This is a genomic window from Bacteroides neonati (assembly GCF_000499785.1).
GTDB lineage: Bacteria > Bacteroidota > Bacteroidia > Bacteroidales > Bacteroidaceae > Bacteroides > Bacteroides neonati.
Genome location: NZ_HG726030.1, coordinates 20,827 through 37,929, shown reverse-complemented (window position 1 = coordinate 37,929; position 17,103 = coordinate 20,827). Strand labels below are relative to the sequence as shown.

9 protein-coding genes are annotated in these 17,103 nt (G+C 47.6%); 7 read left to right on the top strand and 2 right to left on the bottom strand.

The window, feature by feature from the left end:
• Positions 1-51: 51 nt before the first annotated feature.
• Together TY03_RS20835 and tamL are read left to right on the top strand one after the other, a co-directional pair.
• Positions 52-4,545: a translocation/assembly module TamB domain-containing protein gene (locus tag TY03_RS20835; RefSeq protein WP_042373582.1), complete on the top strand. Its 4,494-nt coding sequence runs from the start codon at positions 52-54 to the stop codon at positions 4,543-4,545.
• Entirely contained in the window at positions 4,542-6,866 is a 2,325-nt protein-coding gene (gene tamL / locus TY03_RS20830; RefSeq protein ID WP_042373574.1) for a translocation and assembly module lipoprotein TamL, read from the top strand. The genes TY03_RS20835 and tamL overlap by 4 nt, the downstream gene beginning before the upstream one ends.
• 100 nt (positions 6,867-6,966) lie before the next feature.
• Here the strand turns inward: tamL and TY03_RS20825 are convergent, their stop codons facing one another.
• On the bottom strand, positions 6,967-7,905 hold the full coding sequence (locus TY03_RS20825; protein WP_042373572.1) for a hypothetical protein: 939 nt from the start codon (positions 7,903-7,905) through the stop codon (positions 6,967-6,969).
• A 344-nt stretch (positions 7,906-8,249) separates the two neighbouring features.
• Between TY03_RS20825 and TY03_RS20820 the strand changes: the two genes are divergently transcribed.
• Positions 8,250-9,155: a glycosyltransferase family protein gene (locus TY03_RS20820; protein ID WP_042373570.1), complete on the top strand. Its 906-nt coding sequence runs from the start codon at positions 8,250-8,252 to the stop codon at positions 9,153-9,155.
• Positions 9,156-9,273: 118 nt separating this feature from the next.
• On the opposite strand, the gene TY03_RS20815 is transcribed toward TY03_RS20820, so the two are convergent.
• On the bottom strand, positions 9,274-9,627 hold the full coding sequence (locus tag TY03_RS20815; RefSeq protein WP_148335744.1) for a hypothetical protein: 354 nt from the start codon (positions 9,625-9,627) through the stop codon (positions 9,274-9,276).
• A 719-nt stretch (positions 9,628-10,346) separates the two neighbouring features.
• Here TY03_RS20815 and TY03_RS20805 point away from each other — a divergent pair.
• The 4 genes from TY03_RS20805 to TY03_RS20790 all read left to right on the top strand — a co-directional run bounded on the left by TY03_RS20805 (position 10,347) and on the right by TY03_RS20790 (position 17,063).
• Positions 10,347-12,305, top strand: a complete 1,959-nt coding sequence (locus TY03_RS20805) for an ABC-F family ATP-binding cassette domain-containing protein (protein WP_042373560.1) — start codon at positions 10,347-10,349, stop codon at positions 12,303-12,305.
• A 12-nt stretch (positions 12,306-12,317) separates the two neighbouring features.
• The gene (locus tag TY03_RS20800; protein WP_042373558.1) at positions 12,318-14,351 is read left to right on the top strand and encodes a M13 family metallopeptidase; all 2,034 of its coding nucleotides are present in this window, start codon (positions 12,318-12,320) and stop codon (positions 14,349-14,351) included.
• Between the two features lie 147 nt (positions 14,352-14,498).
• On the top strand, positions 14,499-16,022 hold the full coding sequence (gene purH / locus TY03_RS20795) for a bifunctional phosphoribosylaminoimidazolecarboxamide formyltransferase/IMP cyclohydrolase (protein ID WP_042373556.1): 1,524 nt from the start codon (positions 14,499-14,501) through the stop codon (positions 16,020-16,022).
• A gap of 18 nt (positions 16,023-16,040) precedes the next feature.
• Positions 16,041-17,063, top strand: a complete 1,023-nt coding sequence (locus TY03_RS20790; protein ID WP_042373555.1) for a rod shape-determining protein — start codon at positions 16,041-16,043, stop codon at positions 17,061-17,063.
• Positions 17,064-17,103 lie beyond the last annotated feature (40 nt).

Sequence of the window (17,103 nt, the reverse complement as noted above, 5' to 3'; positions counted from 1 at the left end):
TCAACCATTTTAGCGTTATTTTGTTGTTTTTTTAGATCGATCTCTTGCTGCATGAAAAGAAACTGGATTAAATGGGCAATCCGTATTTTACTTGCCCCCATCATACTTTTTGCAATACTCATCGTATTGCTTTACATTCCCCCCATACAGAACCTGTTGCGGAGGGAGGCTGCCGATTATGCCTCGCAGGCAACGGGCATGGACATTCGGGTGGAGCGCATCGACCTGCGCTTTCCACTCAATCTGTTGGTGCGGGGTGTCGAGGTGATACAAGCCCCCGACACGCTGCTTTCGCTCGGAAGTCTCAATGTGAGCGTGCAGGCCTTACCGCTCTTCAAGGGAAGGGTCGAGGTCGATGATATTACCCTGAGCAAGGTCAAGGTCAATTCGTCGAACCTCATCAAAGGCATGCAGGTGCGAGGCGTTCTGGGGCGGTTTGTTTTCAGAAGCCACGGCATCGATCTGTCCAATGAATCGGCCGTAGTGAACCGTGCCGAACTCACCGATACGCACCTCCACCTCACTTTGCGCGATACCACCGAAACGCCCCCCGATAGTGCTTCGGCTCCGTTGCGCTGGAGGGTCAACGTGAAGTCGTTGAAGTTGAACAATGTATCCTTTGCCATGCAAATGCCTGCCGACTCCATGCGGATGGCCGCCCATATCGGTACGGCAGAGCTTAAGGAGGCACTGATTGATTTGAATAAAGGACAGTATGGGCTGAAGCAGTTTTTGCTCTCAGGTGCCTCGGCAAGCTATGATACGGGCGATGCAGCCCCGGCTTCGGGCTTCGACCCCGCTCATGTGGCGGTGCGAGATATTCGCCTCGGACTCGATTCGGTGCTCTACAGCGGGAGGTCGATGAATATGGTGCTTCGCGAGTGTTCGATGAACGAGCGTTCGGGACTTGCCATCACTTCGCTTACCGGGCGGGTGCTGTCCAACGATACGCTGATTCGTGTGCCCGAGTTTACGTTGCAAACCCCTAACTCCGAAATCTCGCTGAGCGGGCAGACCTATTGGGAGTTGATCAAGATACCCATCACCGGCCGTCTGGGAGCCCGGCTTACGGCTATGATCGGCAAGCAGGATGTGCTGTTGCTGGCCGGTTCGCTGCCCGATGCCTTTAAGGAGGCGTATCCTTTCCGTCCGTTGGTGATTCGTGCGGGCACGGATGGTAACCTGAAGCAGATGCAGATATCGCGCTTTACGGCCGATCTGCCCGGCGCATTCAGTCTCACCGGCGGCGGCGAACTGCTCAACCTCACAGACTCGCTGCATCGCTCGGCACAGCTCGACTTCAATCTCCGGACGATGAATCTGGACTTCCTTGCCACCCTTGCCGAAGCCTTTCCGCAGGGCAGGCTCACCATCCCCGGCGAGATGAACATGGATGCCCACTTCCGCATGGATGGGGCGCAGTACAATGCCGACTTGCAGCTGACCGAAGACAAGGGCGCGCTCCGTCTCGATGCCGACTACAACTCGGACACCCAGGCTTACCGTGCCGATCTGGCGGTAGACTCCTTGCAGTTGCAACACTTCCTGCCCAAAGACTCCATCTACGAACTCTCGCTATCGGTCGCAGCACGGGGGCGAGGGACCGACTTTACTTCGCACAAAGCCATCGCTTCGCTCAAAGCTACGATCGATCAGCTGAACTATACGCATTATCACCTGTCGGGCGTGGAGCTCACCGCCGAGCTGAAGGGTGCTCTTGCCCGGGCGCATCTGGTGAGCAATAATACACTGCTGGGTATGAATGCTACCGGTGAGTATAACCTGGCGCACCGCTATCCCGACGGCAAACTCTCGATGGATGTGTCGCACATCAGCTTGTACGAGCTTCGCTTGTTGCCCCAACCGCTGAAACGCCCGCTGGCCTTTCATCTCGAGGCCGAAGCACGCAAGGAACGGGTAGCCGTAGGGCTTTCGGCAGGCGACTTGCGAGCCGAGCTCTCTTCGCCTTCGGGAGTTGACCCGTTGATGAAGCAAAGCATCCGTTTTGTCGAAGTGCTCATGAGGCAGATCAAGGAGAAGCTACTCAACCACGAAGAGCTCAGACACGAGCTGCCCGATGCAACGTTTGCTTTCGAGGCGGGGCAGGAGAACCCGTTGGCGTGGTATCTCGGAGCTAAGAAGTTGAGCTTCCACGACCTCTCGGTCAAGCTCGATGCGAACGACCGCGAGGGTATCAACGGCAAAGCCTCCATTCATGCCTTGCGTGTGGATACGCTGCAACTCGATACGATTTACTTCACCATCCGGCAAGACTCCTCGGTGATGGCACTCAAAGGTGGGGTCATCAATGGGCCGGAGAATCCGCAGCGCGTATTCAAGGCGGGATTGATGGGCGAGATACGTACCAATGATGCCGAGCTGACGGTGAAGTACGAAAACGGAAAGGGAGAAACCGGTATGCTGCTCGGTGTCAATGCCCGTCCGAATGTGAATGAGAAAGGCGAGTCGAACGGTTTGATATTCAGGCTGGTGCCCAACGAGCCGATCATTGCCTTCCAGAAGTTCCGCTTCGAAGACCATCAGAATTGGGTCTATCTGCACAAGAACATGCGTGTATATGCCAATGTCAATATGATTGGTCCCAATGATATGGGTTTCAGGGTGCAGTCAATTAAAGAAGATACGGTGTCGTTGCAGAACCTCGACGTCGAGATACGCCGCATCCGACTCGACGAGTTGAGTAGTGTGCTCCCTTACTTCCCCGAAGTGTCGGGACTGCTCTCGGCTGAGGCTCACTACATCCAACGAGAGAAATCGCTTTCGGTATCGACCGAGGCAACCATCGACGCGCTTACCTACGAACGGCAACGCATAGGCGACATTACCCTGGGAGCTACCTGGCTGCCCGGCGAGCATGGTAAACAGTATGTAAACAGTTACCTCACCCACGACAAGACCGAGATCTTGGTAGCCGACGGGGCACTTTATCCTACGGCTTCGGGCAAAGACAGCATCGAAGTCAACGCTACGATGGAGCACTTCCCGTTCAGCATTGCCAACGCCTTTGTACCCGATCAGTTGGTTACCTTATCGGGCGATATGGACGGTGAACTGCACGTAACGGGCGATACGGAACATCCGTTGCTCAACGGGCAGTTGGTGCTGGATAGCGTTTCGGTTTTTGCCCGTCAGGCAGGAGCCCGATTTACCTTCGACAATCGTCCGGTTCCGGTCAAAGACAGCCGGGTGGAGTTCGATAAGTTTGCCATATTCACCACAAGCCAGAATCCGTTTACCATCGACGGATATGTAGACCTTCACCATTTGGAACGACCGATTGCCAACCTCACCATGGAGGCGAAGAATTATACGCTCATTAACGCCAAACGCACTAAGGAGAGCTTGGTGTACGGAAAGGTGTTGGTCGACTTCAAGTCGACCGTGCGTGGTCCCTTCAGCGAACTGGTGATGCGGGGCAACATGAACCTGCTGAGCAGCACCGATGTTACCTATGTGATGACCGATTCGCCCCTGAGCGTGCAAGACCGCCTCAGTGGATTGGTTACCTTTACCAACTTCAATGACACCACTACGGTGGCTAAGCAGGAGACCCCTGCGGTATCGCTCGGTGGGCTCGATATGATTATGACGGTGCAGATAGACCCTACGGTACGTCTTAAAGTCGACCTGAATGCCGACCGCAGCAACCGTGTGGAACTTGAGGGTGGCGGCGATCTGTCGCTCCGCTATACGCCCCAAGGCGACCTCACACTCGCCGGACGCTATACCCTGAGCGGTGGTTTGCTAAAGTATTCGCTTCCGGTAATTCCACTCAAAGACTTCACGATCAACAACGGAAGCTACGTAGAGTGGACCGGCAATCCGATGGACCCCTTGCTTAACTTTACAGCAACCGAACGTGTGCGCTCCTCTGTTGGTGGAGGTAGCAACGGTGCGTCGCGTATGGTCAACTTTGATGTGTCGATTGTGGTCAAGAACCGACTTGATAACCTCTCGCTTGCCTTCGATATCACTGCCCCCGAAGACGCTACGGTGCAGAACCAGCTCACCGCTATGGGAGCCGAAGAGCGGAACAAGCAGGCGATTGCCATGTTGGTAACGGGTATTTATCTTGCCGACTCGGGTAGTACGGGCGGGTTGAATATGGGATCGGCTCTGAATAGCGTGCTTACCAGCCAAATCAATGCATTGGCCGGCAACCTGAAAAACGCCAGCTTATCGGTCGGAGTCGAAGATAACAACAATAAAGAAACGGGCAGTACCCAGACCGATTATAGCTTCCGCTACTCACAACGCTTCTTTAACGATCGCTTTCAGGTGATACTGGGTGGTAAGGTATCGACCGGAGCCAACGCGACGAATGATGCCGAGTCGTTTATTGATAACGTATCGCTCGAGTATCGACTCGATGCATCGGGTACGCGGTATATTCGTTTGTTTCATGACAAGAACTACGACAGTGTGCTCGAAGGAGAGATTACCGAGACCGGTCTTGGTTTGGTATTGCGCAAGAAGATGGATCGTCTCAGTGAGCTGTTTATATTTAAAAGAAAGAAGAAATGAAGAAGCTTGAACTACTCTTATTAGCCGGAATACTGTGTGCGAGCTGTTCTACTACGAAGAATCTGCCCGAAGGCGAAGTGCTTTTTACGGGCAATAAGATAAACTATGCGAGTCGTTCAGCCACCCGTGTAGGGCAGGATGCTGTGACCGAGGTGAATGCGGCACTGGATAAAACACCGAGCACGAAGCTCTTTAGTGTACTTCCCATTCCGTTCGGTATGTGGGTGTACAATGATTTTGTGAAATATGAGAAAGGCTTCGGCCGCTGGATATTCAATCGCTTTGCTGCTAATCCGGTTTTTATTTCGACGGTCAATCCCGATGTGCGCGTCAAGGTTGGCACCAATATCCTGCACGACTACGGCTACTTCAACGGTACGGTTCGTTCGCAAACGATCGTCAACCCTAAAGATAGTTTAAAGGCAGGTATCACCTATACGGTCGATATGCGCAATCCCTACTTTATCGACACGGTCTATTATCAGCGTTTCACGCCACAGACACTCGCCATCATGGATCGTGGGCGGCGAAGCTCACTCATCACCCCGGGCGAGCAGTTCAATGTAGCCGATCTGGATGGTGAGCGCAACCGCATCAGCACGTTGCTGCGCAACCGCGGTTACTTCTACTTTCGTCCCGACTACATGACCTATCAAGCCGATACGACACTGGTTCCCGGCGGTCACGTCAGTCTTAAACTGCTGCCGGTGGCGGGATTACCCGCTGCTGCCCAGCGTCCCTATTATGTCGATTCTGTCATCAAGGTAACCCTTTTGGGCAAAGGGGGCGAGCTGCCCAATGACAGCATGCACTATAAAACGCTTCGCATTCATTATTATAACAAGTTGCAGCTACGGCCCAATATGCTCTATCGGTGGCTCAATTACCAAGCCTTTGTGCGCAACGATAGCTTGCGTCGGTCTCAGCGAAGCCGTTTGTACAGCCAGTATCGGCAGCAGCGCATTCAGGAGAAGTTGAGCCAGTTGGGCATTTTCCGCTACCTCGAGCTGCAATACACACCTCGCGATACCAGTGCTACCTGTAATCTGCTCGACTTTCAGGTGCAGGGCACTTTTGATAAGCCGCTCGATGCAGAGTTTAACTTCAACCTGACGATGAAGAGTAATGATCAAACGGGACCCGGAGCCTTGTTTGCCGTCACACGCAACAATGTATTCGGGGGTGGAGAGACCTGGAACGTCGAACTGAAAGGCTCGTACGAGTGGCAAACAGGTGGAGCCAAAAGTAGCTCGTTGATGAATAGTTGGGAGATGGGTGTCTCCTCATCACTTGTTTTTCCCCGGGTGGTTTTCCCCCGGTTCGGTAATCGGGAGTATGACTTCCCTGCCACTACCACTTTTCGTCTGTATGTCGATCAGCTCAACCGGGCCAAGTACTACCAATTGCTTTCGTTTGGAGGCAATGCGAAGTACGACTTCCAGCCCACGCGGGTCAGCCGTCACAGTCTAACTCCTTTTCGACTAACATTTAACGTTCTTCAGAACCATACGGCCGCGTTCGACTCGATTGCCGAAAAGAATCCCGTGCTCTATATCAGCTTGCAGAACCAGTTTATTCCCGCTATGGAATATACTTATACGTATGATAACAGTGCGCTGAAGGGAGTTCGGAATCCGATCTACTGGCAGAGCACGGTAACCTCCGCCGGTAATGTGACCTCGCTTATCTATCGAGCCTTCGGGCAGCCGCTGAATAAGCAAGATAAGAAGCTGCTCGGTGCTCCCTTCGCCCAATTTCTGAAAGTGAACAGCGATTTTCGCTATCTTTGGAATATTGATAAGAACCAAGCCATAGCAGGCCGTGTGGCGGGTGGTCTGTTGTGGTCGTATGGCAATATGACGGTAGCCCCTTACAGCGAACAATTCTATGCCGGTGGTGCCAATAGTATTCGTGCTTTTACAGTGCGCAGCATCGGGCCGGGAAGTTATAAACCGCCTCACACCGATTATTCCTTTATCACTCAAACGGGTGATGTGCGTATGGAAGCCAATCTGGAATACCGCTTTCGTATTTATCGTGATTTGCACGGTGCTGTTTTTCTGGATGCCGGCAATGTATGGCTTCTACGAGAGGACCCCGAGCGTCCCGGCGGAAAGCTGAAGGCTTCTACGTTTCTCAACCAAGTAGCCTTAGGAACCGGAGCAGGCTTGCGCTACGATCTTCAATTTCTTATTTTTCGTCTCGACTGCGGTGTGCCGCTACACGCACCTTATGATACCGGTCGAAAAAGCTATTACAACATAGTGGGCAATTTCTGGAAACAGTTAGGTGTCCATTTTGCCATCGGTTATCCTTTCTGATTCCTATGGGTATTATATAAAGAAGGTCGCCTCACATACTTTTATTTATGAGAGGCGACCTTTTTCTTGGATTAAATCGCTCAAAGAGTGACTCAATCGCTTATACAGGTAAGGTGTTAGGATCTAATGTGATAAACTTGATCATCTGCTCGCTGGTGTTTTCTATCCAAAGGCTGACTTCCCCTTTGCTATCTTCTCTAAGCTCCATGTCCCATTCCGACGGATTATTTTCTCCGGTTAGTTTGGTTAGTTCTGCTAACTGTTCTGCAGTGAGTATCCGTTGCACAAATTTCACCAGTAATGCATCATCAATATCGATTAATGCACCGACAAAGTCGTATTGCTCGTTAAATGTTAACTCCTTTTCGATAATGATGCCATCTTGGCTAAATAAGATTTCTACTTCATATACTTTGGCAGTCGTGTCTTGCTCAAAGTCGACAATGACCGCATTTTTGTAGTGCTTATTGATGTAGTCGGTCAGTGCTTGAGGGCAGGGTAGGTTCTCATCATCGTCCGAGCTTACAATGTCTTTGGCCAAAACGCCATCGAGGGTGAAGTAAAGATCACGTTCCCATTCGCCCTTCTCAATTTCGACTTTTATTGTTTGATCGGCTAGCTCGTTATTTCTTTGCAATAAATCGATATCATCTATATGATAACCTTCCGCAAAGTAGGGAGTCGTTTTCCATGCGGTGAAAACGGCATTGTACTCTTTCTCTAGTTGAGCTTGAGATAGCTCAAGTTCGCTCAGACTGCATACTCCATTGGCGGTATACCATGCTTCGTTGTCGCTACTTTGGGGCGTAGTAGTACGATTTGAGCCATTAAGGTCGAAACTGGCCACATAATAATTACTTTTCTCTGCCCACTTAACGTTCGTGGCATTGGGAAATTGCTTATTGAAGGCTTCACTTACGGCCGTGGGTAAGTTGGCAAACATTCCGCCATCGTGTTCGTCATCATGGCTGCATGCTGTGGTAAAAAGCACAATGGCTGCTCCGAAAAGGAGCTTGAGTAGATTCATTTGTTTCTTCATATTTACTTTTTTAGTTAGTTAAAAAAACAAAGGTAGAGAGCAATTCTAAATTAATTCTGAAGTTTCGGTACTTCTTCGAAATTATGTATGATCAATCGATACGCAAACCTTCGCATAAAGATGGTAGACTTGGGCGAGAAACGACTACATGAATAGGTGGCGGTATCGTTAAAGATATATGTCGGAAAAGGAGATTGAGGGTTGAATTACAGATTACAGAAGTAGAAATTGGGATTATTACACGAAAAGAATGAACGGAAAAGAGAGCTGACATCGGTATATTTTTGTACTTTTGTACCGATATCGAGCAGATGTTTTACTAACCTATAATAATATACACAATTATGAAACCTACTTTATTTGTACTTGCAGCCGGCATGGGTAGCCGTTACGGAGGATTAAAACAATTAGACGGACTGGGTCCCAACGGCGAAACAATTATGGATTATTCTATTTACGACGCTATACGCGGTGGATTTGGAAAAGTTGTATTTGTTATTCGCAAAGACTTTGAACAAGATTTCCGCGACAAAATTCTGAGTAAATATGTGAATCATATTCCCGTAGAATTAACTTTTCAAGCACTAGATAATCTGCCGGAAGGTTTTACTTGTCCCGCCGAGCGTGTGAAGCCGTGGGGAACGAATCATGCGGTGTTGATGGGTAAGAATGTTATCGACGAACCTTTTGCTGTGATCAATGCCGACGACTTTTATGGTCGCGATAGCTTCGCCGTATTGGGTGCCGAGCTAAGCAAAATGGAGGGAAAAACAAATGATTACTGCATGGTAGGTTATCGCGTTGGAAACACGTTGAGCGAAAGCGGAAGTGTGGCACGTGGTGTATGTGGTAAGGATGCCAATGACTACCTAACTACTGTTGTAGAGCGTACAGCCATTGAGCGTATCGACGGCAAGGTCTCTTTCAAAGACGATGCAACCGGACAAATGGTATCTATCGAAGACAATACACCTGTATCAATGAATATGTGGGGCTTTACCCCCGATTACTTTGCCTACTCGGAAGAGTACTTCAAGGAATTCCTGAAAGAGAATGAAGGCAACTTGAAGTCGGAATACTTCATTCCGTTGATGGTAAACAAACTGGTAAATGAAGGCACAGCTCGTGTGAAGGTATTGGATACAACCAGTAAATGGTTTGGCGTAACTTATGCGGCCGACCGCCAGGGAGTAGTCGATAAGATTCTAGCCTTGGTCGATGCCGGGGAATATCCCGCTAAGTTGTTTTAAACAGCTTCTGCGATAAAACAGATTATTATTCATAGCTATTATGGTGTGGCATGTGAACCACATCATAATGGCTATTCTTTTTTACTTTCTCACTTCTTCGTATAGTCGCTTGTTGTGGCTAACTATTCCACTTGGCATAATCGTATACTCCGTTATTAGCACAATGCGCGCACTTGAATGAACCGCTATCGTAACATTTCACTTGAACCAAATGGTGCTCGTGATCCCAGCAGTGTGAGCAATACAAGGTTTTATCTGCATCGCCTTTTAAGGTAATGTATAGCTCATCATGCCTTTCGATGCAATTTTCTTTTTCTTTTATTAGTTTTTCATTTTCTGATCTAAGATGGGTAAGCTCATTTTCCATATCTAAGGCTTGTGCGCTTAACTCAATTAGTTGTTTATACAAATCGACATTCTCGGTTTGCTGAACAGCTTTGGCGATATTTTTAATTCCTTCGTACAGTCCCATAATCATTTTGTTTAGAAGAATCAATCTCGAAGATGGATTCTGTTGAGTTTAGAAAACAGACATATAAGATGTATGGTGAATATATTCACCATACATCTTACGTTTTTAGAGAATTGTTTTTGAATGTCTATCTGAAGAGGATAAACCCCAAGGTGCAATGGCTGGATTACTGTTGATTCATTAGCTATGCGCATGGGTGGCGTTACAATAAGTGTGATCGGTTTATTGAAAAATAAACCATCTGTTTTTTTCTCTGTATGATCAATATTATTACGATTCCGTAAAGATATTGTGGATAATTGCATGAGAAACTCACTCATTGTATTGTTGTGTATTCAATATTATAATATTGATTGTTAAATTAGATCAAGATTACTGTTATCATTCGTTTTCAATGGCTACTATCGACTAATTTATGAATAAGAGCCTGACAATCTCATTAGTTGGAAATAGATTGGCGATAAGGTCGTTCAATAAAGTTAGTTTTATGCGATATTTGTTTAACATTATTGGCGCATGATGTACTGGCAAAGATAATGTTTTTTCTGAAATAAATAAATATTTTAATAATTTATATGCAAAAAGTTACTTTATATGACCGGTCTGCGTTTGATATCTTTATTCATATGTATTGCTTGTTATTTTGACCGTCACCCTCTGTGCCTTTCCTCAATTATACGTATCTTTGCCGATATAATTTCATAGGACATAAAATAGATATGATTTCAGTAGAAGGACTTACCGTAGAGTTTAATGCCACCGCACTATTTGCAGGCGTAAACTACGTTATTAATAAGAAAGACCGCATTGCCCTGGTGGGCAAGAACGGTGCTGGAAAATCGACCATGCTCAAAATATTGGCAGGATTGCAACTCCCTACCGGCGGATCGGTAAGCATTCCGCGCGATGTAACAATTGGATACCTGCCTCAGGTGATGGTGCTGGCAGATAATCGTACAGTGATGCAAGAAGCCGAAAGGGCCTTTGAACATATATTCGAGATGCAGGCCGAACTGGAACGCTTGAACCGGGAACTTGCCGAACGCACCGATTATGAAAGCGAGGACTATCACAAATTAATTGATCGCTTTACCCACGAAAACGACCGCTTTTTAATGATGGGGGGGACCAACTTTCAGGCAGAGATTGAGCGTACGCTCATGGGACTCGGCTTCGTGCGCGAGGATTTCGACCGGCCTACTTCCGAATTCTCGGGAGGATGGCGTATGCGTATTGAGCTGGCCAAGCTTTTGCTACGCAGGCCCGATGTGCTGCTGCTTGATGAACCAACTAATCACCTCGATATTGAAAGTATTCAATGGCTCGAAACCTTTCTTTCCACCCGCGCGAATGCTGTGGTGCTGGTAAGTCATGACCGTGCTTTTTTAAATGGAGTAACCACGCGCACGATTGAGATTACCTGCGGACAAATACACGATTACCGGGTAAAGTACGATGAATATGTAGTTTTACGCAAGGATCGTCGCGAACAACAGCTGCGTGCCTACGAGAATCAGCAGAAGCAGATAGAAGATACAGAGGCGTTTATCGAACGATTCCGTTACAAGGCCACCAAAGCTGTGCAGGTACAGAGCCGGCAGAAGCAATTGGATAAGATAGAGCGTATCGAAGTCGACGAGGAAGATAATTCTTCGCTGCGGTTGAAGTTTCCGCCTGCATGCCGGAGCGGTAACTATCCCGTTATTTGCGAAGACGTGAAGAAGGCATACGGGAACCATGTGATTTTCCACGATGTCAATCTTACCATCAACCGAGGCGAAAAGGTTGCCTTTGTTGGTAAAAACGGTGAAGGTAAATCAACCTTGGTGAAGTGTATCATGGATGAGATAGACTATGAGGGCAAACTCACCATCGGGCACAACGTACAGATCGGTTACTTTGCCCAGAATCAAGCACAGATGCTCGACGAAAATCTGACGGTATTCGATACCATCGACCGGGTAGCCGTGGGTGATATTCGTTTGAAGATTCGCGATATTCTAGGAGCGTTCATGTTTGGAGGCGAAGCGTCGGACAAAAAGGTGAAAGTACTATCGGGGGGCGAACGCACTCGTTTGGCCATGATCAAGCTGTTGCTGCAACCGGTTAATCTGCTTATTCTCGATGAGCCGACCAACCATTTGGATATGCGTACCAAGGATGTATTGAAGGAAGCCATTCGTGCTTTTGAAGGAACGGTCATAATGGTTAGCCACGATCGTGATTTTTTGGACGGATTGGCGACTAAAGTATATGAGTTCGGTGGCGGGTTGGTTCGCGAACACCTCGGAGGTATCTACGACTTCTTGCAGCGTAAGAAGATGGAAACGTTGGATGAACTCCAGAAAGGGGCTTCGCTATCGTCGTCGCCTACGGCGGCTAAGAACGAAAGTGATGTACCTGGCCCGACTCCGGTGCGGGAAGCGCAACTGGACTATGCTGCTCAAAAAGAATTGAATAAAAAAATCAAGAAGCTAGAGCGCCAGGTAGCTGACTGCGAAGAGCAAATCGGACAAACAGAGTCTGCGATTGCCATTCTCGAGGTTAGGATGGCAACCCCCGAGGGAGCGTCAGATATGGCTTTGTATGAGCAGCACCAGAAACTGAAGCAACAACTTGACAGTATAGTCGAGGAGTGGGAGCAGATTTCGCTGGAGCTGGATGAAGTGAAAAACTAATTTTATTATAATATGAAAATAACTCAGTATGTACCCATTATTGCCCTCTGCCTTATGACAACAGGATGCAACAGTAGCAAGAGTGTCGAGCAAACGACTGGCATTGATCTTGCTAATCTGGATACCACGGCTATGCCCGGTAATAGTTTTTATCAATATGCCTGCGGCGGTTGGATGAAGAATCACCCCCTCACAGACGAGTATGCACGCTTTGGGTCATTTGATCTCTTGGCCGAAAACAACCGCGAACAACTTAGAGGGTTGATCGAGGGGCTTGCTTCGGGCAAACATGAGGCGGGTAGCATTCCGCAAAAAATAGGCGATCTATACAATATAGCCATGGATAGTGTGAAGTTGAACAGTGAAGGTGCCGCTCCGATCAAAGCCGAGCTTACCGAACTTGCGCAGCTAAAAAGCAAAGCCGAAATTTACCCGCTTATCGCCCGCATGGCAAAGAGTGGAATGAATCCTTATTTTGCTCTTTATGTAGGTGCCGACGACATGAACAGCTCCATGAACATGATACATACTTATCAGGCCGGTCTGGGTATGGGCGAGCGTGATTACTACATTGATACGGACGATCATACCAAGGAAATTCGGACTAAGTATGCACAGCATATCGTGAAGATGTTTCAATTGGCCGGATTTACAGAAGCGGAAGCTCAGAAGGCTTCAAAGGCTGTGATGGGCATTGAAACCCGTATTGCCCAAGCCTCTCGTTCGAACGTAGAGCTGCGCGATCCGCATGCGAACTATAATAAACTATCACTCGAAACCTTGAAGCAGGATATACCGTCTTACGACTGGGATGCATTCTTTAATGCCACCGGTCTGAAGGGGGTAAAAGAAGTGAATGTTTCTCAACCCGAAACAATGAAAGAGGTAGCAGCGATTATTGATACTGTTCCACTGGAAGATCAAATTGCTTATCTGCAATGGAACCTTATTAATACGGCCTCCGGCACTTTGAGCGATGAGTTTGTGGCGCAGGATTTCGACTTCTATGGTCGTACTCTTTCGGGTAAAAAGGAGATGAAGCCGCGTTGGAAGCGTGCTGTCTCGGCAGTCGATGGCTCATTGGGTGAGGCTGTAGGTCAGATGTATGTAGAGAAATATTTCCCTGCTGCTGCCAAAGAACGAATGGTTACGTTGGTGAAGAATTTACAGACCGCCTTGGGCGAACGTATTCAAGGTTTGTCGTGGATGAGTGATGTAACCAAGGAGAAGGCACAGGAGAAGCTGGCTACCTTCCACGTAAAGATTGGCTATCCGGATAAATGGAAAGACTACTCTTCACTTGAGGTCAAGAACGATTCGTACTGGGCGAACATGAAGCGTGCCAACGCTTGGCAATATGCCGAAATGATGAATAAATTTGGCAAACCGGTCGATAAGGAGGAGTGGGGCATGACACCGCAAACAGTGAATGCCTATTACAATCCGTCGACCAACGAAATCTGTTTTCCTGCCGGAATTCTCCAATACCCATTTTTCGATATGAATGCCGATGATGCTTTTAATTATGGAGCTATTGGCGTCGTAATTGGCCACGAAATGACTCATGGTTTTGATGATCAAGGTCGTCAGTTCGATAAAGAAGGCAACCTGAAAGACTGGTGGACAGCCGAAGATGCAAAGAACTTCGAAGCTCGTGCGGCGGTGATGGCCAACTTCTTCGATAGCATTCAGGTAGCTCCGGGTGTACATGCCAATGGTAAGTTTACGTTGGGCGAAAATATTGCCGATCACGGTGGCTTGCAGGTCTCTTTCCAAGCATTTAAGAAGGCAACGGCAGCCGCTCCCTTAAAGGAGGTAAACGGACTGACTCCCGAACAACGCTTTTTCTTGGCTTATGCTGGTGTTTGGGCTGGTAATATCCGCCCCGAACAGGTGTTGCTGCAAACCAAAAGCGATCCCCATTCGCTTGGCAAATGGCGTGTGGATGGTGCGCTTCCACACATTAACTCTTGGTACGACGCTTTCGGGGTAACCGAGAAAGATTCCCTCTATCTGCCCGAAGCGGAGCGTGTCTCTATTTGGTAAGAGAAAACGAAATAAGATGACTTTAAAGAAAGCACTGGCCATGGAACGATTAGCCAGTGCTTTTTTATTCTTAAATTTGGGCTCAATATGTATAAGCGTAATACAATATTTCGTAACTTTGCACACCAAATACTTAATAGCAACTAAATGTCTGAGTCAAGAAGAATTAAAACCGCTTTAGTGTCGGTTTATCATAAGGAGGGTTTGGATGAAATCATTACCAAACTGCATGAAGAAGGAGTAGAGTTTCTGTCAACAGGAGGAACTCGTCAGTTTATTGAATCGCTGGGATATCCCTGTAAGGCAGTCGAAGATTTGACTACTTATCCATCTATTCTTGGCGGACGTGTGAAAACATTGCACCCCAAAGTATTTGGCGGAATTCTTTGCCGCCGTTCGTTGGAGCAGGATATGCAACAAATTGAGAAGTACGAGATACCCGAAATTGACCTTGTGATCGTTGACCTTTATCCTTTCGAAGCTACTGTTGCTTCGGGTGCCGATGATGCTGCGATTATCGAGAAGATCGATATCGGCGGAATTTCTTTGATTCGTGCTGCTGCAAAGAACTATAACGACGTGATTATTGTGGCTTCACAAGCACAATACAAACCGTTGCTTGATATGTTAATGGAGCATGGTGCTACTTCTTCACTTGAAGAGCGTCGTTGGATGGCTAAAGAAGCTTTTGCTGTCTCTTCTCATTATGACTCGGCTATTTTTAATTACTTCGATGCAGAGGAGGGTTCTTCTTTCCGTTGCTCTACCAACGACCAGAAGACATTACGCTATGGTGAGAATCCCCATCAAAAGGGGTATTTCTATGGAAACCTCGATGCGATGTTCGATCAAATTCATGGCAAAGAAATCTCTTATAATAATTTACTGGATATAAACGCAGCCGTTGAGTTGATTGATGAGTTCGAAGAGCTGACGTTTGCCATCCTGAAACATAACAATGCTTGCGGTTTGGCTTCATCTGCTACGGTATTAGAAGCGTATAAGACTGCATTGGCTGGCGATCCGGTATCGGCATTCGGTGGTGTGTTGGTTACGAATGGTGTAATCGATAAAGAAGCTGCCGAAGCGATTAACGAGCTTTTCTTTGAAGTAATCATTGCTCCTGACTATGATGTGGATGCACTTGAGATCTTGGGTCAGAAGAAAAATCGTATCATCTTGGTACGTAAAGAGGGCAAGTTACCGAAAAAACAATTCCGCTCATTGCTGAATGGTGTATTGGTACAAGAAAAGGACCTCAATATTGAAACTACTGCCGACTTGAAAGTAGTAACGGATAAAGCGCCGACTCCCGAAGAAGTAGAAGACCTGTTGTTTGCTAATAAAATAGTAAAGAACAGTAAGTCGAATGCCATTGTATTGGTCAAAGACAAGATGTTGCTTGCCAGTGGAGTAGGACAGACCTCTCGCGTAGATGCCTTGAAGCAAGCTATCGAGAAAGCAAAAACTTTTGGGTTTGATCTGACCGGAGCTGTAATGGCTTCAGATGCTTTCTTCCCTTTCCCCGACTGTGTCGAAATAGCCGGAAACGAAGGTGTTACGGCAGTTATTCAACCCGGAGGATCAGTAAAAGATCAGTTGACGTTTGATTACTGTAATGAACATGGCATTGCCATGGTTACAACAGGCATTCGTCACTTTAAACACTAATTTAATAATTAAATCAACATGGGATTATTCTCTTTTACACAAGAAATAGCGATGGATCTCGGTACGGCCAATACAATCATCATTACCAATGGTAAGATTGTGGTAGACGAACCGTCGGTCGTAGCACTTGACCGCCGTACGGATAAAATGATTGCCGTAGGTGAGAAAGCCAAGCTGATGCATGAAAAAACCCACGAAAATATACGTACGATTCGTCCGCTGCGCGATGGTGTGATTGCAGACTTCTATGCTTGCGAGCAGATGATGCGCGGGTTAATTAAGCAGGTCAATACTCGCAATCACCTCTTTTCGCCCTCGTTGCGCATGGTGATTGGTGTGCCGTCGGGCAGCACCGAGGTAGAGTTGCGTGCCGTGCGTGACTCGGCAGAACATGCCGGAGGACGTGACGTTTATTTGATATTCGAACCGATGGCAGCTGCTATTGGTATTGGCATTGATGTGGAGGCTCCCGAAGGTAACATGATCGTTGATATAGGCGGTGGATCTACCGAAATTGCTGTAATCTCATTGGGAGGTATTGTTGCCAATAACTCTATTCGCATAGCCGGTGATGATTTCACAGCCGATATCCAGGAATATATGAGCCGCCAACACAATGTGAAGGTAGGTGAGCGTATGGCCGAGCGTATCAAGATTCACGTAGGTGCTGCTTTGACAGAGTTGGGTGAGGATGCTCCCGAAGATTATATTGTGCACGGACCAAACCGTATTACGGCTCTTCCGATGGAAGTACCGGTATGCTATCAGGAGATAGCCCACTGCCTCGAGAAATCGATATCAAAGGTAGAGACAGCCATCCTGAATGCCTTGGAGAACACACCTCCCGAATTGTATGCAGATATCGTTCACAACGGGATTTATCTGGCCGGTGGAGGTGCTTTACTTCGTGGTTTGGACAAGCGCTTGACGGATAAAATTAACATACCATTCCACATTGCCGAAGATCCATTGCACGCAGTGGCTAAGGGAACAGGCGTGGCATTGAAGAATGTAGACCGTTTTTCGTTCTTGATGAGATAGTAATGAGCTCGATTTGATAATGTGCCAGTATGGCAATGAA

Bases quoted from the DNA above. Each gene is read 5' to 3' on its own strand.
- TY03_RS20835 (WP_042373582.1), top strand. From the start codon at position 52: ATGAAAAGAAACTGGATTAAATGGGCAATCCGTATTTTACTTGCCCCC.
- tamL (WP_042373574.1), top strand. From the start codon at position 4,542: ATGAAGAAGCTTGAACTACTCTTATTAGCCGGAATACTGTGTGCGAGC.
- TY03_RS20825 (WP_042373572.1), bottom strand. From the start codon at position 7,905: ATGAAGAAACAAATGAATCTACTCAAGCTCCTTTTCGGAGCAGCCATT.
- TY03_RS20820 (WP_042373570.1), top strand. From the start codon at position 8,250: ATGAAACCTACTTTATTTGTACTTGCAGCCGGCATGGGTAGCCGTTAC.
- TY03_RS20815 (WP_148335744.1), bottom strand. From the start codon at position 9,627: ATGGGACTGTACGAAGGAATTAAAAATATCGCCAAAGCTGTTCAGCAA.
- TY03_RS20805 (WP_042373560.1), top strand. From the start codon at position 10,347: ATGATTTCAGTAGAAGGACTTACCGTAGAGTTTAATGCCACCGCACTA.
- TY03_RS20800 (WP_042373558.1), top strand. From the start codon at position 12,318: ATGAAAATAACTCAGTATGTACCCATTATTGCCCTCTGCCTTATGACA.
- purH (WP_042373556.1), top strand. From the start codon at position 14,499: ATGTCTGAGTCAAGAAGAATTAAAACCGCTTTAGTGTCGGTTTATCAT.
- TY03_RS20790 (WP_042373555.1), top strand. From the start codon at position 16,041: ATGGGATTATTCTCTTTTACACAAGAAATAGCGATGGATCTCGGTACG.